Origin of the sequence: Bacillus sp. 22475, from assembly GCF_052044835.1 — a bacterium.
Lineage (GTDB): Bacteria > Bacillota > Bacilli > Bacillales > Bacillaceae_G > Bacillus_A > Bacillus_A cereus.
This window is the reverse complement of record NZ_JBQENW010000044.1, coordinates 1-22,409: the sequence shown is the minus strand read 5'-3', so window position 1 is coordinate 22,409 and position 22,409 is coordinate 1. Positions and strand designations below refer to the sequence as shown.

Here is a 22,409-nt window from a genome sequence, read left to right as displayed (position 1 = left end):
TTAAGGCAAAATTAAAGGGTATGAGCCCAGTACAATACCGGGCTCATACCCTAGAGGCTGCCTAATGAAACGACCTGTCTAACTTTCGGGGGTCACTTCAGTACGGTTGGCCTTTTTCTTTATATTAACTGTCCATCTCTCAGCGTCAATATACGATCACATACATCAAGCATTCTTTCATCATGTGTAATCATAATCGCTGCTTTTTGGCTCTCTTTCACTTCACGTTTCATCATTTCTACAACTTCACGCGCACGTTTTGAGTCTAAGCTTGCCGTTGGCTCATCCGCTAATATTAAATCCGGATTGTTCATGAACGCACGAGCGATTGCTACCCTTTGTTTTTCCCCGCCAGATAGTTGATTTGGATAATGATTCTTTCTTTCTCCTAATCCAAATGCCGCTAATAAATGATCCGCACGCTTTTCTGATTCTTGTTTGTTTTCTTTTTTAAGCTTTGCAATGTAAAGCAATTGTTCTTTTACATTTAAATATGGAACAAGATTTGCGAACTGGAAAATGAAGCCGATTTTTTTCAAACGAATGTCTGTCATTTCCTTTTCTGATAGCTTCGTAATATTTTGCTCACGAATGTAAATATCCCCTTTTGACGGTGATAATAGTGCACCCGCGATTGATAATAATGTACTTTTCCCTGATCCAGAAGGACCGACGATGCCGATAAACTCTCCAGCTTTCACATCAAGCGACATCGGATGAAGGGCTGTTACTTCCGTATTCCCTTCTCCGTACACTTTACTTACTTTGTCTAATTTCAATAATGAAGTCATTACATCCCGCCTCCAATTGCTTCTAATGCATCAACTTTTAATACTTGGTATAACGAAATAAGTGTTCCTAAAATACTAATTACGATAAAGATTGCTGCGTATTGTGCAATCATCGGTGTTGTTAATAAGAACGGCATACCCGCTGGTAAAATTTGTTCTAACCCTTGTACAAGAACGATACTAATTACCATCGCAACGACTGATAAGAATAACGCCTGTACGACTAAGCTATTTGCTAAATATGAGTTCTTTGTACCAATTGCTTTTAATACACCTAATTGCTGTGTTTTTTGTAGTGTAATAACATAGAAGAATACACCGATTAATAACGCAGCGATCACAAGTAAGAACGCAATGATCATCGTTAATGTTCCTTGCTCTTCTTTAAATCCTGGAATACTTTGCAGTACTTCTTTTTTATCGATAACGTGAGCATTTTTAATTTCTTTATCTGTGTTAAGTGCAATTGCACTATAATCTTTTTGGTTTGGTTGTGAAATAGATCCCCATACGTCTTCATTTACATAAACGACTGGTGTATGGCTAAACATTTGATCTTTCGTAAATCCGACGATTGTAAATTCTTTCTTTGAAACAGGATCGATAATTGTATCTCCAATATCGATTCCCTTCTCTTTAATCGATTCATCAGCAACCATCTCGTTGTTTGCTGTACCTAATTTCTCACCTTTTACAATGTTCGGTTCTAAAAATGAATCTCGTTCGCTTGAGAAAATAGCGATATCAACCTTTTTCGAACTATCTTTCTTTTCATATGTTGAAACTTTCACACGAAACGGAACTGCCTCTTTGTCACCTACTTGATTTACTACGTTATCTACATCGTCTTTCTTAATTTGTGAACGAAGTAATTTATTTTCCGCATCATCCGCTAAAACGAACTTATTTGCCTCCATATTTTGAATCGATGAAGCATTATCATATGATAATCCATTTGCTAATCCTGAAATAACAAGGACTAAAAATGATAATAACACCATAATAAGTCCGATTAATCCGTATCGTAATTTTGATTGTTTTAATTCACGCAGAGCTAAAAACATTTCGCTCGCTCCTTCCTCTTTCTTTCTATGCACTTATCATAAAAAAGAAATATGAACGGAATATGAACAGAAGATTACAGAGATTAAGATTTAATTTTCAGAAAGTATTGAAAATACTTGAAATCCTTGATACAATTCAGTCAAATAATATTGACCGAGTAATTTTATTAAAGGAGTTGATCATGTTGAAGCCCGTATTAACACTAACTACTTATAGCCAACTAAAAGCATTAAGCGATCCACTACGTGCCGAAATGATGATACGTCTATGCGAACGTCCTTATACAGGACAATTACTATCTGAGAAATTCGGCATTTCAAGGGCGAAAATTCATTATCATTTAAAAGAATTAGAAAAGAATGGTCTTATAGAGATCGTTTATACAGAAGAAAAGAATGGGATTATTCAAAAGTTTTATCAATCTGTCGCTAAAGGCTTCACCCCTGCTGCAGATCTATTACCTCATTTAGAAATATTAAGCGAATCAGGTCGCCAAATCTTTTTACAAATGATAGAAAGAACGAAAAGCCAAATTCTCGCTGCACCAGAAGAAGCGTTTACATTACGAAATGCAAGTGAAGATCCAGCTAAGTGGAATTACGTTTCATCCTGCTGGGAATTTGATGCTACGCCAGAACAATTTCAAGTGTGGGTAAAAAAGTTTTATGAATTAATGGCTGAATTAAACGAAATCACAAAAGGTGCAGATAAAGATCCGAATAGTAAACCTTATTATATTTCTACTACTGCACTTCAAATCGCTGAGAGAACAATGCAGCAATTTATTAAAAAAGAAGAAAAATCGTAATACGATTTTTTTTACATAAACGGTCAAATTTATTTTACCGAATAAATTTATTATAAAGGAGTAGATAAAGTGGACATATTAAAAAACCGGAATTTCCTCTTATTATTTTTAGGAAGAATTTTCACCAACATAGGAGATAGTTTGTATTATGTAGCCGCGATGTGGCTCGTATACAAATTAAGTGGTAATCCTTTTTATTCTGGATTGGCTGGTTCCCTTACGTTATTACCTTCTGCATTACAATTTCTTACTGGTCCATTCGTTGATAGATGGTCAATAAAAAACACCCTTGTCATCACACAAGTTTTGCAATGCATTCTTATTTTAATCATTCCTATTACACACTACTTCGACCTACTAACAGTCCACCTACTACTCATCATCATGCCAATCGTAGCCTTTATTGAACAATTCGCCTATCCCGCACAATCAAAAGCTTTACCACTTCTACTGCATAAAACACAATTATTAAAAGGAAATTCACTCTTCTCATTTGCATATCAAGGCATTGATTTAATTTGTACGACTCTTTCTGGAATATTAGTAGCACTATTTGGCGCCATTACTTTATATGTAATCGACTCCTTTACATTCGCGATTACTGCCCTTTTGTTCTATTCATTAAAAATGCCAAAACAAACTGAAGCAGACACAACACTTTCAACTAAACAATATTTTACTGATTTAAAAGAAGGGTTTTCAATCGTATTTCGTTCCTTAATGGGCGTCTTCTTAATTGGTTCCGTTGTCGCTAATTTTTCAATCGGTATGACGATGGCAATACTCCCTTCTTTCGCTGATTCTTTATGCGGTGTAAAATTATATGGTTTCTTTTTAGCCGCTATATCCGCCGGTTGTTTAATTGGAGCACTATTCAGTTCATGGGTTGGTAAACATAATGTTGGCCGTGTCTCCATTATTAGCTTTACGACTGGCGCTTTCTTTTGGTTTCTCTCTACAGTTGTACCGTTTCAATGGTTATCCATTTTTTTATTCGGCTTAGCTTGGATACCAATTGGTGCGACCAACATATTATTTGCGACTATTGGTCAAATTGTAATTCCAAACCAATATCTTGGGCGTATCAATTCAGTCACACGAAGCATGGGCACAATTGCTATGCCACTCGGCTCTTTAATTGGCGGATACACTGCGAATGTATATAGTAGCCAACTCATTTTCACGCTTGCTAGCATCGGGATTTTATTCATTTCCCTCGTATGGCTGTTTCATCCAAAATTACGGACTTTGCCGAAAGCTGATGAAATTACAGCGGATACTTTTGAGCTTCGGTTTAAGGAAGAACGCGGGAAAGGTGCGGCTTTATAGCAGAAACAAGCATAACCCCGTTCTAAATTTGGAACGGGGTTATGCTTGGATGTTAAGTTTTATTCAATAATAACGCCTTTAATAGAACGATCTAAAACGTTCAATCAACGTTTTGCTGGCCATGCCCCCTGCATTTTCCTTAATTGAATAATTTGGCCCGTATGATAGGCATCATGAAGCATGATATCCAGTAATTTCCCCTCAAGTGAATTTTGTTCAAGCTCTTTTTCAGAAATTGCACTCAATACCTGTCTTAAATTACGTTGAGCATTTTCAGAACGTTCAACGACTTTCTTCCATTCTTTCTCATCATTAGATTGATTGGTAAGATAGAAGGTTTCACCACCATCGAGATTATTTGTCCATTCACGGCCTTCCAAGTTTGCAGCAAGTCGCTCTTTGTAATAAGTGAGATGATTAACGTTCTCCCAAATGGTATTCGTTACCTCTCCTGATGGTTTCCACATAGCCTGTTCGGCTGTAAGCCCTCCTATAGCATGTTTAAACGGTGCATACCAACTCTCTTTATCGAATGTTGAATCTAGTGCGTTTAATAACAAGTCAACTCGTTTCAAAATAATCTCCCCCTAAATAGTTACAGTTCTCATCAGACCCTTATAACTCTGTAGGGATTCTACATGTTCAAATAAACTTCCTGCTAATCTCACTCCACAAACTCATCCGATTATGTAATTAAAATGACTCACATTTTTTCACTTTACATGTATACTAACGATCAAAAAAGAAGAGGCCGCTCCAAACAGCCTCTTCCCTTACATCTATTTCGGAAGCTCCACCCGAACAGTCGTCCCTTCCCCTTTCGTGCTATATACCGAAACGTTTCCGTTATGCAGTTCAACAATCTTCTGCACGATTGATAATCCTAAACCGCTACCTTCTACGTTTCTTGCCCTTGCTGTATCTACTTTGTAAAAACGATCAAAAATACGTTCCATCTCTTCTTTTTCCATTCCGATTCCGTTATCGGATATAGAGATAATGACACTAGACTCTAACTCTTCCACGAAAAACTCAATCGTTCCACCATCGTTCGAAAACTTAATGCTATTCGTGAAAATGTTACTCCATACTTGATGAAGTAAGTTTTCATCACCTTTTATAGTGATATCTGGCACATCAAATTCAACGGCGATATCTTTTTCCCGCCATTTCCATTCAAGCATAAAAATGACGTCTTTAATTTGTTTTTGTAAGGAAAAGTCTTTTATTTGTAAAACCTTTTCCTCCTTATCTAATGAAGCGAGCGTAAGTAACTGTTTACATAAACTAGACATTCGCTTACTTTCGCCTTCAATAATTTGTAAGTAATGATTTCTTTCTTCCTCACTCATCTTTTCTGTTTGCAACGTCTTTGAGAAACCTTGTATGGAAGAAAGCGGCGACTGAAATTCATGTGAAACGTTCGAAACGAATTCTTGTCTCATTTCATCTAGTTCTTTTATACTTTTCGTCATCTTTTGGAAGCTTGTAGATAACGTTCCTATTTCATCTTTTCGTTTTACATCTAATTCAATTTCATATTCCCCACTCGCAATTTTTTGCGTAGCCTTCGTAAATTTACGGATTGGGCGAACGATATAACCTGCTGCAATCGCTATAAAGATAATGCTTAATAGTACGATAAACCCAAGTAATACCGCTAAGAAAATTCGCATTTCGCCAAATTGGTTCTGAATGTCGGGGCGAATAAATAACGCGTACTGTTTATCACCGTGCTTTACCGGTACACCAACACTATTTATTAATTCATTATCGAAAAATCCTGTAATAAAAAGACGCGTTGGATACGTAGAAACACCATTAAACGTTTCTCCTTGCAATACTTTATGAACAGTAGCATCGCTAATAGACGTCTTACGAAACGCATTGCCGATACGCTTTCCATTCTTTTGATCATCGACAATATAAATTTCATACCCTAACTTTGCGATAGAATGTAAGTACGCCTCTTGATTTTCTTCACTTTGCTTTTCATATAACGATTTAACTTCTTCAGCATACTTTAAAATCTTTTCACTGTTATACGGTTTTAACTTCACTTGATAATATACGTTCGTTAATAAAAAGCCGATAATACTACTAAGTAGCATAATGCCGACCGTCATAAATACAAATCTAGAATATAGTGATTTCATCTTATTTCAACTCCAACTTATACCCGAGGCCGCGCACTGTCGTAATTTGAAAATCATCCGTTCGTTTTGAGAAACGATCTCGTAGTCGCTTCACATGAACATCAACTGTTCGTTCATCTCCTTCAAAATCCATTCCCCATACTAATTCAATTAATTCTTCTCTTGAAAATGTTCTTCCAGGATAACTAGCAAGTTGTGATAATAGCTCAAATTCCTTTAAAGGAAGCAAAATTGTTTGGCCGTTACACTTTACTTCCACACCTTTTCGATCAATTGTCGTTCCGTGCAACGTAATAATATCTGCACTCAGCATTTGATAACGACGTAATAAAGCTTTCATACGGAAAATCACTTCAGCTGGTTCAAATGGTTTCACAATATAATCGTCTGTACCAGAAATGAAGCCTTTTTCTTTATCCACTAACTGGTCTTTCGCAGTTAATAAAATAACAGGAATATCATGATATTTCCGTATTTCCTCACATAACGTATAGCCATCAACAAATGGCATCATAATGTCTACAATCGCAAGATGAATATTTTCCTTCTCTAATACGTCTTGCGCTACCTTTCCATCTTCTGCTTCAAAAACTTTAAACCCCTCTTTTTGTAAATGGTAATGCAATAACTCTCTAATATGTTTATCGTCATCAGCTAATAAAATATGTATCATCTTCATTAAACCCTCTCTCGTTCATCCTTCTACATCACTACATTAAGAAACAATTAGATTTTTTGCAAGAAAAAGAAAAAGAATCTATTTTGAAAAAAGATTATTCAAAATAGATTCTCACGTTTTAGTATTAAGATTATTTTAATCAAAAACAATTTTTAAGCCTTCGAAATATCAACAAATCCTTCTCCGAACACATCACGAACATCGTGGATAGCGATGAACGCCGCCGGATCCGTAGTTTGAACAATCCGCTTTAGCTTCACTACTTCTTGCTTATTAATAACAACATAAAGAATTTCCTTCGGCGTTTTCGTGTAATAGCCATGACCTGAATACACAGTAACCCCTCTGCCCATTAAAGTCGTCACCTTCCCAGCAATTTCATCTGGTTTATCAGAAATAATCGTAATGGCCTTTTTCGGATTTAAACCTTCAATTACAAATTCCATTACTTTCGTTCCTACATATAACATAATAATTGTCAGCATCAGTTTTTCTGCACCAATGATGAAATAAGATGAAAACGCAACGATTAAATCGAAGAACAATAGACCATAGCTAATACTCCAGCCTAAATACTTATGCGTCATTCTTGCTAAAATCGTGGTACCTGCAGTTGTTCCGCCAACACGAATGATTAGACCAATACCACACCCGATAAATATTCCACCGAAAATGGCATTTACGAGCATTTCATCAGAAGCAATCGTCCAGCCTTCTGTTAAATGAAGAAATAGCGAGTTAGTCACTACAGCGATAATCGTATAAATCGTTGTAATCTTATTTAAAAATTTATAACCGACTATTAACAAAATCGCATTTAAAATTAAGTTAACTAAACCTGGTGACCACTCAAATAAATAGTACGTAATAATCGTGATACCTGTTACCCCGCCCTCACCAAACTCGTTCGGAATAACAAATAAATTGACACCTAACGCAAAAAGAAATGCACCGATAATAATAAAAATAATGTCTGTCGTTCTTTTTTTCATACAGTACCTCACTTCTTATGTAAATATTTATTCTGCCATAAACTCTCACTATTATATCGTGGAATATTCAAATCGAACAGTGGTTTGTTTTTATTTTAATATAAGATAAAAAATCAACATTATTTATTATGTACTGCAAATAAAGTTTTGATTTCACCCGTAATTTACTCTTAAAAAGAAATGCTGAACATTGACTTGCACAAATTTCAAATAAAAAAGTACCCATCTAATTGTCATACGCAATGATAATTAGATGGGTACTGCATGATACATTTAGTTTTCACATGTATTGTTTGGAGAAAATTGCAAATAACGACCTATACTCGCCTTATTAAGACCAAATCCATACATCATCATTATTTTCAGCGTTCGTCTTTGCTTCATGAACTTTTTCAATATGATCAACTGTGTTCCAGTTAATAGAAATACCGCCCCAGCCTACATACTTCATATCAATTTTTACTTTCTCACCCACATGAAATACTTGTCCCTTTGTTAAGAAAACATCAATAATATCTTTCTTCCCGTTTAGCGATGGATACTCAACTACAACATATTTAGTAGCACCGTCTCCCTCATCTTCCATCGTTCCTACTTTTGATACTTCTCCAATTACATAATCGGGTGAGCCATCTTCTTTCATGTGCATACCTAACTTGTTTGTTGTATTTTCAACTGCAGTTGCAACCATATATTCTGTAAAATTACGCATCATAGATCCAATAGCTTTTACTTCATCTCCTACTTTCACGTTTGAAAGTGAATCAATATACACACTAACAGGTTCCTCATATTGCTTAGATTTTACAACAATCACACCGTTATCTACTTCTACTACTCGTCCTTCTAACGTCGAGAAATTCGATTCAATAGAAGCTGCACTTGCTTTTGTTAGTTCTAATCCTGGTACATTTGTTCCTGATAATACTGCGATCCCTAAAGCACCTGCTAAAATTATTTTTTTCATACCCATATGTAACATCTCCATTCATGATGATTTTATTTTTTTGATTGGTATCGACCAACCTGTAATCATTATAGTTACAGGTTATAGAAAATAGCAACCATCTTTCTTATGCAATGATGCATACTGTGATTTTCAAATATAAATTTTAGCAAAAAATATTTGTAGATTATTCCTATATTCAGCACTAATACTAAATTCTCAAATTACAGCAGGTGAACTTATTGAAGGCGGAGAAACTAATGTCATGTACAATGTTCTTCAACTCTACGGTTTGTATAGCCGTAGTTCATTAAATTATATAGGAGCGGGATTCATATGTTAATAAAGCCAAAGAGGTTACAAGTAGGAGATATCGTGGCGACAGTAAGTCCTTCATGGGGAGGCGCAGGTGATTCTGAGATAAGATAACGATATGACAGGGCTCAAATAAATAAAAACACTCCTATAAGATATGACTGTGAATTAGTACTTTTCAAATGATAAAGGGGGATTTACGTGTATGGAAGTAACATTTACAGTAAGTAAATGGGATGAAAAACTAATTGATGAGACTAGAAAAGATTTCCCTATTAATATTGCTCATGTTGAATATGATATTGATGGTGAATTACAAGGAAAAGCTTTTGTTGAATACTTATTATATTATTTAGACTCAAATATAAATGATGGTCACTTAGCTACTGCTAAAATTTCTGGATTTTTACACTTTGAAGGAATTTATAAGGGGCAACAAGGGACATTTACAGCTATAGAGCAAGGAATATTTGATAAAGGAAATTTAGATTCCCCAGGAACAATTATTAAAGCTACCGGTAACTTAGAAAACCTGAGAGGATCCTATAATTATCAGTTTACAGGTCAAACTAGTAAACTAATTTTAGAGTTTGAATTTCAGCAAAATACCTTATAATTTAGTGGAAAGGACATTTCTTGTAATACTAGGAATGTCCTTTTTGTTGACGAGTTTATTCAAGTTAAAAATGAACAGAGTATATTATCAGTATTCAGCAATGCATAAAATTTCTTCATGGGGAATTAAAAATCTACACCCTAGAGACATCATGCCCCCACCTATTCATTTCTTTTCTTACTAATTAAAGAATAATCCCCGAAAAACTCCCCTTCATAACTTCCTTTTCAAGTTGATTCCTACATATAAACGTCGCAATAATTTTTGTACGATTTTTTTCATCAGGCTCAAATTGTTCAATAGTTACGTCACAACGAATGGTATCACCACTAAAAACAGGACGTAAAAATTCAAAATCCATATTGCGAGCTAGTACGTTATAATCACCGCCAATTTTTGTAGGCAATGTTGATGTTAACAGCCCTTGTACAACAAACCTTCCCTGCTCATCTGGTGTAACATGATGAACGCCTTCATCTTTCGATACTTCTGTAAATAACGCAACATCCTCTCTCGTAAAAGTTCTTTCAAAGGTAATTTTTTCGCCTACTTGCAATTTCATCGATCCCCCTCCTCAAAAACACTTGTAAAATAAGAAAAACCGAAACTAAAAACCATTTCGGTTTTTCTAACTAAAGAAGTCTATTTATTTTAAAGAATGAACAAACAACCCACTACGCAGTTTCGGTTCAAACCACGTTGATTTTGGCGGCATAACTTCTCCAGCGTCTGCGATTGCTAATAAAGCTTCCATTGATGTCGGATATAGTGAAAACGCCGCTTTATATGCACCGCTATTTACAAGACGTTCTAGTTCTTCTAATCCACGGATTCCTCCGACAAAGTCGATGCGTGAATCAGATCGCGGATCATGTATTTCAAGCACTTGGCTTAATAAATGATCTTGCAGAATAGATACATCTAAACCTCTAACAAGATCATTCGCATCAAATGTTTCCTCTTTCACAGTAAGCTTATACCACTTCTCATTTACATACATACCAAATGATTTGGGCTCATTTGGTTTATACGGAGAAACAGTTGCTTCTTCTACATAAAAGTACTGCGTAATTTGATTTAAAAACTGTTCCTCTGATAAGCCATTTAAATCTTTCACAACTCGGTTATAGTCCCAAATTGATAATTCATCATGAGGGAATAGCACGGATAAAAAGAAATTAAACTCTTCTTCTCCTGTGTAATTTGGATATTGTTCTCTTCGCATAAGTCCTACTTTTGCAGCTGATGCAGAACGGTGATGCCCATCTGCAATATAAAGATTAGGAATATCTTCAAATGCGTTTACTAAAGTCGTAATTACATCTTCCTCTGCAATCTTCCACACAACATGCTTAACACCGTCTTCTGCTGTAAATGTATAAATTGGCGCATGTTCTTCTTTCCAGCTTCTAATTAAATGCTTTACTTCATCTTTTGTACGGTACGTTAAAAAAATCGGACCTGTATTTGCGTCACACACATCTACGTGGCGAATACGATCTAGCTCTTTTTCATGACGTGTTCTTTCATGTTTTTTAATTGTATCATCTTCATACTCATCAATAGATGTACAAACGACAAGGCCTGACTGCGTTCTTCCTTGCATCGTCAGTTCATAAATATATAGCGCTGGCTCTTCATCTTGTATGAACACTTCTTCTCGTATAAATTGCTTTAAATTGTCGCCCGCTTTTTCATACACGCGATCATCATACGGTGACAGTTCAGGATCTAAATCAATTTCTGCTTTATCAACATGCAAGAAAGAATATGGATTCCCTTTTACAACTTCCCTTGCCTCTTCACTATTTAATACGTCATACGGTAAAGCTGCCACTTGTGCCGCTTTTTCCTCTACTGGACGAATGGCCCGAAACGGTCGTATTTTTGCCACATTCCTCTCTCCTTTACACAATCATTCGAACGGCTACAACACCTGTAATTTTGCTTATATTTTCTACAATATTCTCTTTTATTATATCATCAATTCCGTTATCGATATCAATCATTGTGTATGCCCAAGAATGTTTACTACGATTAATCATATCGGCAATATTAATATGATGTTCCGCTAAGCATCCTGTAATTTGCCCTACCATATTCGGGACGTTTTGATGCATAATTGTAATTCGTTTCTTTCCGATATACGGCAATTCTACGTTTGGATAATTTACTGAATTACGAATATTTCCTGTCTCTAAATATTCACGTAATTGACGTGCTGCCATTACTGCACAATTTTCTTCTGATTCAGACGTAGATGCACCAAGGTGAGGCGTCGCTGTTACATTTTTCATCTTTATTACATTTTCATTCGGGAAGTCCGTTACGTAATGTGTAATAATATCTTCTTCTAATGCTTTTTGAAGAACCTTTTCATCTACAAGTTCTCCTCTAGAGAAATTAAATAGACGCATTCCTCTTTTCATCTTCTCTACAGCGTGTTCCCCAATAATCCCCTTCGTTTGATTCGTAAGAGGAATATGCAGTGTAATATAATCACACGTTGCAAAAATTTCATCAAGGCTAAATGCTCTTTGCACATGTGTAGAAAGACGCCAAGCTGTTTCAACTGAAATATAAGGATCATATCCGATAACATCCATCCCTAATGCTAACGCATCGTTCGCAACTAAAGCACCGATTGCGCCAAGTCCGATAACACCTAGACGTTTCCCTGCAATTTCTGATCCAACAAATTGTTTTTTTCCTGATTCAACAAGCTGTGGTACTTCTTCACCCTCTAAGTTTTTCGTCCAACTTACACCATTAATAATGTTACGTGAAGACATAATAAGACTGGCAATAATGAGTTCCTTTACGGCGTTTGCATTTGCCCCCGGCGTGTTAAATACTACAATTCCTTTTTCTGTACATCGCTCGACAGGAATATTATTTACACCAGCGCCAGCTCTTGCAATGGCCTTTAAGTCTTTTGAAAACTCTTCTTGATGTAAAGAGTAGCTACGAAGCAAAATCCCATCTGGGTGATTGATTTTATCCCCTACTTCATAACGTTCTTCAGTAAAAACTTGTAAACCTTTTTCTGCAATTTGATTTAACGTTTGAACACGAAACATATCCCCATCTCCCTATCTATTCTCAAGCTCAAATTCCTTCATATAATCTACGAATTGTTTTACACCTTCCACTGGCATCGCATTGTAAATACTTGCACGCATACCGCCGACTGAGCGATGTCCTTTTAGCGTAACGAAACCGCGTTCCTTCGCCTTTTGTAAAAACTCATTGTTAAGTTCTTCTGACGGTGTTGTAAATGGAATGTTCATAAGTGATCGATACGCAGGGTCAACTGGTGAAGTAAACAATTTAGATTCATCTAAAAAATGATAAAGAAGTGAAGATTTCATTTTATTTTGTTCTTCAATCGCAGATACTCCGCCTTGCTCTTTCAACCACTCTAGTACAAGTTTTGTTACGTAAATACTAAAGGATGGCGGTGTATTATATAAGGAGTTATTTTTACTGTAAGTTTCATAATTTAACATTGTCGGACAAGAGCGATCTGCTCCCCCAATTAAATCTCTTTTTATAATAGCAATCGTTAAACCCGCAGGTCCTAAATTCTTTTGCGCCCCCGCATATATAATACCAAACTTCGAAACATCATATCTCTCTGATAAAATATTTGAGGACATATCCGCAACGAGCGGCACTCTTTCTACATGTGGAATTTCCACATATTTTGTCCCTTCAATTGTATTATTCGTTGTAATATGTACATAATCTAGTTTTTTATCACTTAATAAACCATCCAGTTTAGGAATCGTAATAAACTTCCCTTTTTCAGAAGAAGCAATCACTTGTACTTCCCCAACTTTTTCGGCTTCTTGCAGTGCCTTTTTAGACCATGAGCCAGTTAGTACGTACCCAGCTTTTTTATACGTATTCATTAAGTTCAACGGTATCATAGAGAATTGTAATGACGCACCGCCTTGTAAAAATAAAACTTCATACTCATCAGGGATGCTCATTAATTCACGAAGTAAGTTACTCGCTTCCTCTATGATACTTTGAAAATAAGAAGATCGATGACTCATTTCCATAATAGACATGCCTGTCCCGTTATAATTTAAAAGCTCCTTTTGCACTTTCTCTAAAACTGGCAAAGGGAGTATTGATGGTCCTGCTGAAAAATTATAGACTCTCTCCATTACCCTCATAACCTCCCTATTTCTCATTTGATTATTTTTTAAACTTTCTGAATTATAACCTAAAATATAATATACGGTCAATTTGTTTTCTATTATTACGGCGCAAGACGCGATGGAATCGCTTGCAAGTGCAGACTTTTTTATGGACATATAAAAAAGTGTTAAGTACATAATCGTACTTAACACTCTAATAATGAAAGAATAATAGCTAGTCGTTCGTAAAGAACCGATCAAAAATTTGATAAATAGCAGAAAGACCAATGAGCCAATAAATAGTGTCCACAAGCGCCGGCATAGAACCAAACCATTTCTCAACTACATTGTAATCTAACGCTACAAATAACCAATTCAAACCGCCAAGAATCACCAAAATTACTGTAAGGTAAGACAAAAATTTCATTATGATTGCCCCCTAGGTGATAAGATGGTGAAAGGCCTTTCACTAGAAATATATGTAGTAAACTTTAAAACTTACCTATTTTATAAAAATTATTTTCGGTACCACCCGCTAATAACTGCCTCTGCTTCTTTACTATGTATTTGATACGCATGTGTACTATCATTAGAGCCAATAAACCAAATTGAAAAACCTTTAAAATATGGTTTCGGTTCTAATACATCGCGGTAAGCACGCCATCCATTTAATTGTACATCTTTCGAAAACACATTTGAAACATCTGGATTCCATGGATTTTGTAATCCAAGTTCACGTGCTGGAACATTAAATCCACCGAAGTAAACTGGCTTTCCTGTTGCATTATGTAATTGTTCCAATTGCTGAACAACATTTTGCCCACGATTATATACTGTTGTCGCAAATAAACTTTGTTTCACTTCTTCATATGTTGGATTCCTTTTTCCTGAAACTTCAAACCAACTATCAATGCTAACAATATCCACCTTTTTTAAATACGGGCGATTGATTTTCTCTTTAAACTTCGCTTCATAAGAAGAGTCCCAGCTTGCTGTTAACCACCAGTTCATTTGATACAAAACATTTCCTTTATACTGATTACGAACAAAATCAATTGTATCGCTCCAGTATCCTTCTGCATACTCCATATTCACGAAATTAGAAGCAATCTTTAGTCCATACACATTGTATTTACTTGTAATGGAATTAAAAATATCTTGCAGAATAACCGTCTTCCAATTCCAGAAGAAATCATTAATGTTACTTGGGTTCCATTCTGTCTCTCCAACATTCCCCTGCTGAATATACGGGAACGGTTCCACTATAACTTGAATATTACGCTTTAATAATTCTTGAATTAAAATAATAGCTTTTTGCTTTTGCGCTTGATTAATTACCATGTTAGTAGAAGTCACATTTGGGATATCCACTTGAATCGGTACATTTACTGTATTTAAATTTAAGCGCTCCACATCCGCTAATACTTTCGCTACATTTCCAACTTCCCATACTGTTACGTTTCCTGATTTGATTTTTCCAGATTGAACAGTATTTACATCTGCCTGTACATTTCCTTGAAAACAAAAAGAAAACAACATAATAAACACTCCTAAAAAACTTATTAAACTCTTATTTTTCTTCACAACTTTCCCCCTATAATTTTTGGCTTTCCTGATTATTTTATACAACGTTTCACATTTATTCCAGAAAAAAATGAAGTAACACCTTTGTCAATAAAAGTGTTATTCATACTAACATCCTAAAAATAGTAAGATAAATAAAAAAAAGAGCGTATTTCCGCTCCTTTTCTTATCTTTTCACGATTGAAGTTATTGAATTTTTTCTGATAATGCATTCATATCTATTTTTTCGCATAAATAAATTTTCATACTCATAAATGTATCAAAAAATTTTTATCTATATTCGCTTTTTGTTTGTATTACTTTTACATTTACTTCATTATTTATCTTTGCAGTTAAGAATTCCTTTGTTCTTCTTTCAAAAATCACACCATCATACAAATAAATTCTTAACTGTGTACAAAGCAATAATTACTTCTTTAAGAAGTACCCATTTTCTTGTCTCAATATATGGACAAGAAAATGGGTACTAAATGAAAGGTGCCTATAGTTAATTCAGCATTCTACACTGTATAATTAGTTCCTACTTTCCTGTCTTTCTACATCACAGATATTGATTTTCTTGAATCCATATTGTTTCCGTATCTCCAGTACTCTTGTTCAAAGCTCGTTCAGCTACAATAACTGTTGATGCTGTATATAAAGGTAATCCTAAAAAAGTAATCGTAATTGAACTAGAGAAAACGGATGATGGTTGGAAAATTAGTAAATCATAAAAAACGGTCTAGAATTCTAGACCGTTTTTTAGTTCCCTCAATCTTCTTCAAAATCACGTAGACTAGCAAGCAATTCTGTAAATGTTGAGCAAACTGGATATATTGCTTCCTCTATGTCTTCTTCCTCATGATCCCAGAATACGATTGATGGTGAATCACTCGTATTTCGATAATCGAAGCATAAAAGATTACCGAATGGATCTCTAGCAAAAGGATAAATTTTATCAGGTAATCTATCTTTCGTATTATTATATGTTTCTAGAATGGAGTATTTTTTATTAGAATCTAGGGTTAAAAGATTATTGAGTGAATTTTCATCTTGATTTGGAATATTAAAAGTATCTGGCGTAGGATATCCACCATCATATTTTTGTACACACTCTATAAAATCATTAGGAAATTTAATATTAAAGTATTTTTCTAATTGTTTAATTTGATTATTTGTTATTTTGTTCTCATTTGCATTGATCCATGTAATGTGATTCATGACTAAGTACCTCCCTATTTATCGCTATCTTTTCCCCAAATTTTATATCCACCTGTATGACCGGTATCATGATGAGTCTGATAATCTACAAGTTGCATTCTCCCAGCATCTTGATGATGATGCCATGTATAATGCTCTGGCGTTTTACCTATTTTAAATAATTGAATTTCTTCCTCTGTGAATTTTAAAGCTAATTCAGGATTTTCCATTATTTGTTCATATAATGCCTTACTACACTTTCTAGACTGTGTTGTTCTAGACTTTTTGAAATCTGCCTCTTTTAATAGTACCTCACCTTTTGATTCAAAAATAGGAAATCCGTCAGCATCGTATGGGATTCCTGTAACTGGGTGCTTGTCTCCTGCTAAGTCTCCTTTTCGCAAACGAATTGTTTTTGGACCATTCGCGCCTTCATAAGTATACGTAGCTGCTTTCTGTAAATATTGTTGTGTACTACCGACACCTGCATATGAGAGATGATTACCACCCTTAAATTCATAATTGTTTAATATATGTAATGCATTTCTATATGCCGGAGAATTAATTACAAGTGATTTCCCTTTAGTAAAACCTGTAATAGCAGCTAACTTCCCAACTTGTCCTGCTTTACTAAGACCCTTATCCCCCAGAAGTCCGAGTCCTAACGTTGCTATACCATAAGCTACATAATGCTCTCTACTTTCCAGATCCCCATTCCAAAATTTATTCATAAATGTATCTGATACAGTGTTCCATGCAGCAGGAATAGTCTCCCTATAGTTTACAATCGCATCTCGCATATTAAGCCAGGTTTCTTTATCACCTAAGGATATCAGTCCTTCCCACGCATCCACTGCACCATCTACAAACCCATTAGAAATACCAGTCCACGCAGCATTTAAATCCTTTATATTCAAAAATGAATCTGCTGATTTTGGAGGAAGTTTTCCACACATGGCTCCTTCTTGAATATCAGAGTCAACTAAATTCCCACCATACAATTCATCCGCTTCTCGAAATTTAACAGCTGCACGTTCTAATTCTACTGCGATTTTATCTAATTCTTGCAAAATGTTAAACATCATTGGCTTTGCTTCATTAAACATCTGATAGAAACGATCACTGCTTGCTCCGCTCCACCGAGAAGCTATAAATTCAGTTTGAGAGTATAAATCTTTATGTATGTATTCTAATGATGATCTCGCATTTCTTACGGTTTTAGCAGCTTGTTCTAATTGTTCCGGTGTCATCTTAATTTGTGTGCTCATTCCATCCCTTATTTGCATATATATTATGAAAATTATAACATATCATTATTTCATGAATGATTATCATTTGAAAATATCCGTTCCTAAAAGTCAAAGTATGTCTCATCATATAAAAACAACCCTAATTCCTAATGAGAAATTGGGGCTGTTTTTGTTATAAATATGCTTTATTTTATATTTTATCATAGACTTATTTCTTTAATTACTGCCAAGAAATCTTAATTATTTCAAGATTTCCAAATAAAAAAAAACGGCAAAAACCCTTTAAATAACTGATTCCCCCTAACTAGCACTATATTAAAATTGTTAGTAAAACATCCCATTTATCTAACAATTTTTTATAATCATATTTAATAAGAATTATTGTTAGTGTTTCACAAATTCATGATGTATTTTCCTATCCCCAAAAAGAAGCATAATGCTGCAAAACCAACAAGATTTATTATTACTTCCTTTTTGGTAGGTCTGTCCCTAAAGATAAAATAAGAAAATAAATTTATCCAAGATTATAACCTTTACTTGTAACGACGCTATATAGTTGAAAAAGACTGGGAGGTGTTATTTATATGTTACAAATCCCCCCTGCAGCTTCCCCTATTCAAAAACATTCTATGTAGACAACGATTTCGAATATGGAAACAGCCTACTATCAATTTAAATGATAGTAGGCTGGCTGTTAAAATTATTTAAGAACTATGTTATGTTCTAAATGATAAGCTTTCATTATCAAAAATCTTATTACTAGTCCCCCTCCACAAACAAAAACACCCTATCACTTCGGCTCTAAATTTAACACCTTCCCCTCTATCCCCTCCGTATTCAATGTAGTCGTATGATACGTGCCATTTACCCAATCATCTATTTGATCATGATACCAATCGCTTCTAAAATGTCCCGACTGTCCTGGTCCCACTATATGATAACCGTTTGACATATCTTTCGTATCAATAACAAATCGCCAAGACGCTCCGTGATTTACAATGCCGTTCTCGCCGTAACTCGCTGCTTGAACGGTAACTTGACTTCCGCCAATCGGAACTGGTTTCTCACGATTAAAAGCTAGTAATGCTAACATACTAGATGATTTCGAAATTGGATGTGTAAAAGCAAGTTGATGATAATCGCCCCACTTCCAGCCCCCAACATCGGGTCCATATCCCTTCTGCAATTTCTTCATTACATTCTCGTACGATGTATGCACAACTTTTGTGAAACCTCCGTACTTCGTAAACCAAGCGCTATTTTCTCCCGCTACTTCTTTTCGAATCAATTCATCAACAACTTGTGACTTCCCTTCAAATAACTCCATCACACCTTTCGGTATTTCTTTTGAAAATAACGTATTAGAAATCTCTTTCATTAATAAATGAAAAATTAGTGGTGCCGCTTCATCTTTACTATCATAAAAATTCCACTTTGTTAATTGTTTTACGCCTTCTTTCTCTACCTCATTTAAAGATGCTTTATTTAACTCTTTTAAAAATATAGGAGTAAACTCTTTCCCGTATAAATTCTTTTGATCCATCTGTAACTCTTCTAAATCTTTCACTGTATATTTTTCCTTCTCTTGTAAAAACTCTTGAATACGCATTTGCCTATATGGCTGCGCCCACGTATTACTAATATGATACGGATAATTATCATCAACAATTTTATTATTCGCAGTTGAAATAAACCCTTGTTTTGGATTGATTACTTTTGGAAGTTGATCAAAGGGGATATACCCTTCCCATTCATATTCATCTGTCCATCCTGGAACAGGTAAGCTGCCATCGCCTTTTTTACGCACTGGTATATTTCCATTGGCTTTATAAGCAATTGTGCCATCGTTTGATGCAAACACAAAGTTTTGGGTTGGTGTATGAAAATCTTGAAGAGCGGTTTCAAACTCAGTCCAGCCTTTTGCTTTGTTCATATTTAATACAGCTTTTAACTCAGCTGACGGTTCTAAAGCAGTCCACTTTAAAGAGAATACGGTTTTCGTTTTCTCCTTCCCCTTATCCGCAAACTCTGAAATTACTGGCCCATGCCTCGTAATCGTAACGTTATAAGGAATTGTCTTCCCGCCTTTTACTTTAATCGATTCATCAACTACCGTAGCTTTCTCCCATTTATCGTTATACAGAAATTCATTTTCATTATTAGGATTTCTCTTCTCAATATATAAATCTTGCACATCAGGCCCCGTATTCGTAACACCCCACGCTATTTTGTCATTGTGTCCTAATATAACACCTGGTACTCCAGCGAAAATAACGCCACTCACATTTAAATCTTTCATTTCAAGTCTCGTTTGATACCATATAGAAGGTGTCGCAAGAGATAAATGAGGGTCATCTGCTAAAATCGGCTTACCTGACGCACTCTTCTCACCACTCACAACCCAGTTATTACTACCGTTAAACTCCGGGGGAATTATCGTTTTTGAAAAACTTTGCGCTACGTCCACATTTGTATTTTTCAGTTCAGCTAGCAATCTAGGGGCATCTTTCGGATATGCAGGAAATAGCTCATTCGCTTGCTCTTTCGGAAGATTTTTCAGCGCCCAATATCGAAATGCCTGTCCGTGCCAATGTCCTCCTAAGTCAAACGCCATATACTTCCCGATCGTTAAAGTATCAACAATTGACCACTCAGCAGGTTCATAACCTAATATAGTAAACTCAACTGGTAATTTCTTTTCCTCTTTCGCCTCACGTATAAAAGCGTTCACCCCATTAGCAAATGACTGCAGGGCATATTTTGCTTCTCCATCATATTGACTAACTGAAGCTTCTGCAGCTCGCCGTAAACCGAGTGTTCGAAATAATTTATCTCGGTCAACAGCTGCTTCCCCAACAACTTCACTTAACATACCAGAAGCTTGTCTTCTACTTAAATCCATTTGAAACAACCGATCTTGCGCTTGTACATATCCTTGTGAAAAATATAAATCATGTGCATTTTCCGATTTAATATGCGGGACACCTTTACTATCCCGCTTCACCGTAACAGCGTGTTGTAAATCCTCTAGCTTTATCGTTCCATCTATCTTTGGCATAGATTTCAGCGTATATATATTCAAAAAAATCGCAGCGGAAATAACTAACAAGAGAACGATACTACTAGCCCAAATAAAAATTCTTCTTCCCCTTTTTCGTTTCTTCTTTATAACGACTTCCATATAACCACCCCTTTCTCACACTATTCGCTTCTTTTTGAGAAAGAACCTTTTAAAGACATTGAAAACCCCCCTTCATTTTCTGAAGTGACCCAATGAAATAAGACAAGGAAAAAACACCTCTTATACCGTATTTAATTTAAATACGAATATACGGAGGTGTTTCTTTTATGGGAACGAGAAAATCTTATTCAGAAGAAATTAAATGGAAAGCAATCGAACTGAAAAAACAAGGATACACAAATAAAGAAATTATGGAACAATTAGGAATTAAAAATAAAGCACAGATTAAAACTTGGATGAAGTGGCATCGTGAAGGTGAAACGTATCGTTTTAGTCGCCCTGTAGGAAAACAAAGTACGCTACAAAAGGCTAGTGAAGAAGGTATAACTGAAATCGAGAAGCTTCAGATAGAGAATCGGAAATTAAAAATGCAACTAGATATTTTAAAAAAGTACCAAGAAATCGAGAGGAGTTGGTTAAAGAAGTAGTTGTAGAAGTAGTGGAGTTAATGAAAGATGAGTACTCCATTAAAGAGATATGTATATTAATTGGTATACCTCGTTCTACTTATTATCGATGGAAAAATAAAGTGAAAGATGTAAAGGAAGCAAAATTAGAACAGGCTATTTTGACAATTTGTATGACAAATCACTTTCGATATGGACATCGCAAAGTTACTGCTTTATTGAAACGAAAATATAATTATCACCTAAATCGAAAAACTGTACAAAAAATAATGCAAAAGAAAAATTTACAATGTAGGGTTAAAAGAAAGAGAAGAACCTGGATCAATGGAGAAAGTAGAATTGTTGTAGAGAATCTCTTAAATAGAAACTTTCAAGCTAACAAGCCAAATGAAAAATGGGTTACAGACATTACATATTTGCCATTTGGTACAGAGATGTTGTATTTATCAAGTATTATGGATTTATATAACAATGAAATCATTGCATATGAAATAAGTAACAGACAAGACGTAACACTCGTCTTAAGAACAGTTGAGAAGGCGATAAAACTGCAACAAAAGACTCAAATTATACTACATAGTGATCAAGGGGCCGTGTATACCTCCTACGCTTTCCAAACGTTATCTAAAAAAAATGGCATTACCACAAGTATGTCCCGTAAAGGAAATTGTCATGATAATGCCGTAATAGAATCTTTTCATTCCTCATTGAAATCTGAATTGTTTTATTCCCAAGAAAAACAAATACATTCAACTTCTACTCTCAAACAACTCATTCACGATTACATTGAGTATTATAATACGGAACGTATTCAAGAAAAGTTAAACTACCTGTCTCCTATAGAATACAAGAAACAGGTAGCATAGGTGTTTTTTTCATGTACCAAATTCGTGGGTCAGTTCA

Annotated in this window: 21 protein-coding genes and 1 pseudogene; 6 read left to right on the top strand and 16 right to left on the bottom strand. The window is 35.2% G+C overall.

Annotated elements, in window-relative coordinates; translation table 11 throughout:
- The coding region (locus tag ACTJJY_RS29830; protein ID WP_368773297.1) for an IS3 family transposase at positions 1–65 on the top strand (65 nt) is incomplete at its 5' end.
- 54 nt (positions 66–119) lie between these two features.
- Here the strand turns inward: ACTJJY_RS29830 and ACTJJY_RS29825 are convergent.
- Both ACTJJY_RS29825 and ACTJJY_RS29820 read right to left on the bottom strand, forming a co-directional pair.
- Positions 120–791, bottom strand: a complete 672-nt coding sequence (locus tag ACTJJY_RS29825; RefSeq protein WP_016512575.1) for an ABC transporter ATP-binding protein — start codon at positions 789–791, stop codon at positions 120–122.
- Entirely contained in the window at positions 791–1,855 is a 1,065-nt protein-coding gene (locus tag ACTJJY_RS29820) for an ABC transporter permease (protein ID WP_006922800.1), read from the bottom strand. Before ACTJJY_RS29820 ends, ACTJJY_RS29825 begins: the two co-directional genes overlap by 1 nt.
- Before the next feature lie 185 nt (positions 1,856–2,040).
- Between ACTJJY_RS29820 and ACTJJY_RS29815 the strand changes: the two genes are divergently transcribed.
- Together ACTJJY_RS29815 and ACTJJY_RS29810 are read left to right on the top strand one after the other, a co-directional pair.
- Positions 2,041–2,664: an ArsR/SmtB family transcription factor gene (locus ACTJJY_RS29815; RefSeq protein WP_024927960.1), complete on the top strand. Its 624-nt coding sequence runs from the start codon at positions 2,041–2,043 to the stop codon at positions 2,662–2,664.
- Between the two features lie 69 nt (positions 2,665–2,733).
- On the top strand, positions 2,734–3,993 hold the full coding sequence (locus ACTJJY_RS29810; protein WP_440607264.1) for an MFS transporter: 1,260 nt from the start codon (positions 2,734–2,736) through the stop codon (positions 3,991–3,993).
- Positions 3,994–4,097: 104 nt separating this feature from the next.
- Here ACTJJY_RS29810 and ACTJJY_RS29805 read toward each other — a convergent pair whose 3' ends face one another.
- From ACTJJY_RS29805 to ACTJJY_RS29785, 5 genes are all read right to left on the bottom strand, one after another.
- Positions 4,098–4,568, bottom strand: a complete 471-nt coding sequence (locus tag ACTJJY_RS29805) for a DinB family protein (RefSeq protein ID WP_086396821.1) — start codon at positions 4,566–4,568, stop codon at positions 4,098–4,100.
- Positions 4,569–4,772: 204 nt separating this feature from the next.
- A complete protein-coding gene (locus ACTJJY_RS29800; RefSeq protein WP_440607263.1) occupies positions 4,773–6,149 on the bottom strand; it encodes a sensor histidine kinase in 1,377 nt (458 codons plus the stop codon).
- A gap of 1 nt (position 6,150) precedes the next feature.
- Positions 6,151–6,828: a response regulator transcription factor gene (locus ACTJJY_RS29795; RefSeq protein WP_000781961.1), complete on the bottom strand. Its 678-nt coding sequence runs from the start codon at positions 6,826–6,828 to the stop codon at positions 6,151–6,153.
- A gap of 152 nt (positions 6,829–6,980) precedes the next feature.
- Positions 6,981–7,820 (bottom strand): YitT family protein, encoded by an 840-nt coding sequence (locus tag ACTJJY_RS29790; protein WP_000747497.1) that lies wholly within the window; start codon positions 7,818–7,820, stop codon positions 6,981–6,983.
- A 331-nt stretch (positions 7,821–8,151) separates the two neighbouring features.
- On the bottom strand, positions 8,152–8,793 hold the full coding sequence (locus tag ACTJJY_RS29785; RefSeq protein WP_440607262.1) for a hypothetical protein: 642 nt from the start codon (positions 8,791–8,793) through the stop codon (positions 8,152–8,154).
- Between the two features lie 493 nt (positions 8,794–9,286).
- On the opposite strand from ACTJJY_RS29785, the gene ACTJJY_RS29780 reads away from it, so the two are divergent.
- Positions 9,287–9,697, top strand: a complete 411-nt coding sequence (locus tag ACTJJY_RS29780; protein WP_440607261.1) for a DUF3224 domain-containing protein — start codon at positions 9,287–9,289, stop codon at positions 9,695–9,697.
- A gap of 184 nt (positions 9,698–9,881) precedes the next feature.
- On the opposite strand, the gene ACTJJY_RS29775 is transcribed toward ACTJJY_RS29780, so the two are convergent.
- The 6 genes from ACTJJY_RS29775 to ACTJJY_RS29750 form a co-directional block, all read right to left on the bottom strand.
- Positions 9,882–10,259 carry an enoyl-CoA hydratase gene (locus tag ACTJJY_RS29775; protein ID WP_440607260.1) on the bottom strand — a complete coding sequence of 126 codons (378 nt, stop codon included), beginning with the start codon at positions 10,257–10,259 and terminating at the stop codon, positions 9,882–9,884.
- Positions 10,260–10,343: 84 nt separating this feature from the next.
- Positions 10,344–11,591 carry a DUF1015 domain-containing protein gene (locus tag ACTJJY_RS29770; protein ID WP_440607259.1) on the bottom strand — a complete coding sequence of 416 codons (1,248 nt, stop codon included), beginning with the start codon at positions 11,589–11,591 and terminating at the stop codon, positions 10,344–10,346.
- A gap of 13 nt (positions 11,592–11,604) precedes the next feature.
- Entirely contained in the window at positions 11,605–12,777 is a 1,173-nt protein-coding gene (locus tag ACTJJY_RS29765) for a 3-phosphoglycerate dehydrogenase family protein (RefSeq protein ID WP_000490222.1), read from the bottom strand.
- 12 nt (positions 12,778–12,789) lie between these two features.
- Positions 12,790–13,872 carry a 3-phosphoserine/phosphohydroxythreonine transaminase gene (gene serC, locus ACTJJY_RS29760; protein ID WP_440607258.1) on the bottom strand — a complete coding sequence of 361 codons (1,083 nt, stop codon included), beginning with the start codon at positions 13,870–13,872 and terminating at the stop codon, positions 12,790–12,792.
- 208 nt (positions 13,873–14,080) lie between these two features.
- The gene (locus ACTJJY_RS29755) at positions 14,081–14,272 is read right to left on the bottom strand and encodes a DUF378 domain-containing protein (protein ID WP_000670804.1); all 192 of its coding nucleotides are present in this window, start codon (positions 14,270–14,272) and stop codon (positions 14,081–14,083) included.
- An 89-nt stretch (positions 14,273–14,361) separates the two neighbouring features.
- Positions 14,362–15,429, bottom strand: coding sequence for a glycoside hydrolase family 113 (locus ACTJJY_RS29750; protein ID WP_434163983.1), 1,068 nt, complete (start codon positions 15,427–15,429; stop codon positions 14,362–14,364).
- A 599-nt stretch (positions 15,430–16,028) separates the two neighbouring features.
- Between ACTJJY_RS29750 and ACTJJY_RS29745 the strand changes: the two are divergent.
- Positions 16,029–16,142: pseudogene (locus ACTJJY_RS29745) on the top strand (DUF4878 domain-containing protein); the annotation flags it as partial.
- 37 nt (positions 16,143–16,179) lie between these two features.
- On the opposite strand, the gene ACTJJY_RS29740 reads toward ACTJJY_RS29745, so the two are convergent.
- From ACTJJY_RS29740 to ACTJJY_RS29730, 3 genes are all read right to left on the bottom strand, one after another.
- The gene (locus ACTJJY_RS29740; RefSeq protein WP_440607257.1) at positions 16,180–16,629 is read right to left on the bottom strand and encodes an SMI1/KNR4 family protein; all 450 of its coding nucleotides are present in this window, start codon (positions 16,627–16,629) and stop codon (positions 16,180–16,182) included.
- 14 nt (positions 16,630–16,643) lie between these two features.
- On the bottom strand, positions 16,644–17,876 hold the full coding sequence (locus ACTJJY_RS29735; protein WP_440607256.1) for a WXG100 family type VII secretion target: 1,233 nt from the start codon (positions 17,874–17,876) through the stop codon (positions 16,644–16,646).
- 772 nt (positions 17,877–18,648) lie between these two features.
- Positions 18,649–21,039 carry a penicillin acylase family protein gene (locus tag ACTJJY_RS29730; RefSeq protein ID WP_440607255.1) on the bottom strand — a complete coding sequence of 797 codons (2,391 nt, stop codon included), beginning with the start codon at positions 21,037–21,039 and terminating at the stop codon, positions 18,649–18,651.
- Positions 21,040–21,206: 167 nt separating this feature from the next.
- Here ACTJJY_RS29730 and ACTJJY_RS29725 point away from each other — a divergent pair.
- A protein-coding gene (locus ACTJJY_RS29725; RefSeq protein WP_088092380.1) for an IS3 family transposase occupies positions 21,207–22,372 on the top strand; the annotation gives its coding sequence in 2 pieces (ribosomal slippage) (positions 21,207–21,504 and positions 21,504–22,372; 1,167 coding nt in all).
- The last annotated feature ends 37 nt before the right edge of the window (positions 22,373–22,409 follow it).

Coding starts and splice junctions, on each gene's coding strand:
- ACTJJY_RS29825 (WP_016512575.1), bottom strand. CDS start 791: ATGACTTCATTATTGAAATTAGACAAAGTAAGTAAAGTGTACGGAGAA.
- ACTJJY_RS29820 (WP_006922800.1), bottom strand. CDS start 1,855: ATGTTTTTAGCTCTGCGTGAATTAAAACAATCAAAATTACGATACGGA.
- ACTJJY_RS29800 (WP_440607263.1), bottom strand. CDS start 6,149: ATGAAATCACTATATTCTAGATTTGTATTTATGACGGTCGGCATTATG.
- ACTJJY_RS29795 (WP_000781961.1), bottom strand. CDS start 6,828: ATGAAGATGATACATATTTTATTAGCTGATGACGATAAACATATTAGA.
- ACTJJY_RS29790 (WP_000747497.1), bottom strand. CDS start 7,820: ATGAAAAAAAGAACGACAGACATTATTTTTATTATTATCGGTGCATTT.
- ACTJJY_RS29785 (WP_440607262.1), bottom strand. CDS start 8,793: ATGGGTATGAAAAAAATAATTTTAGCAGGTGCTTTAGGGATCGCAGTA.
- ACTJJY_RS29780 (WP_440607261.1), top strand. CDS start 9,287: ATGGAAGTAACATTTACAGTAAGTAAATGGGATGAAAAACTAATTGAT.
- ACTJJY_RS29775 (WP_440607260.1), bottom strand. CDS start 10,259: ATGAAATTGCAAGTAGGCGAAAAAATTACCTTTGAAAGAACTTTTACG.
- ACTJJY_RS29765 (WP_000490222.1), bottom strand. CDS start 12,777: ATGTTTCGTGTTCAAACGTTAAATCAAATTGCAGAAAAAGGTTTACAA.
- serC (WP_440607258.1), bottom strand. CDS start 13,872: ATGGAGAGAGTCTATAATTTTTCAGCAGGACCATCAATACTCCCTTTG.
- ACTJJY_RS29755 (WP_000670804.1), bottom strand. CDS start 14,272: ATGAAATTTTTGTCTTACCTTACAGTAATTTTGGTGATTCTTGGCGGT.
- ACTJJY_RS29740 (WP_440607257.1), bottom strand. CDS start 16,629: ATGAATCACATTACATGGATCAATGCAAATGAGAACAAAATAACAAAT.
- ACTJJY_RS29735 (WP_440607256.1), bottom strand. CDS start 17,876: ATGAGCACACAAATTAAGATGACACCGGAACAATTAGAACAAGCTGCT.
- ACTJJY_RS29730 (WP_440607255.1), bottom strand. CDS start 21,039: ATGGAAGTCGTTATAAAGAAGAAACGAAAAAGGGGAAGAAGAATTTTT.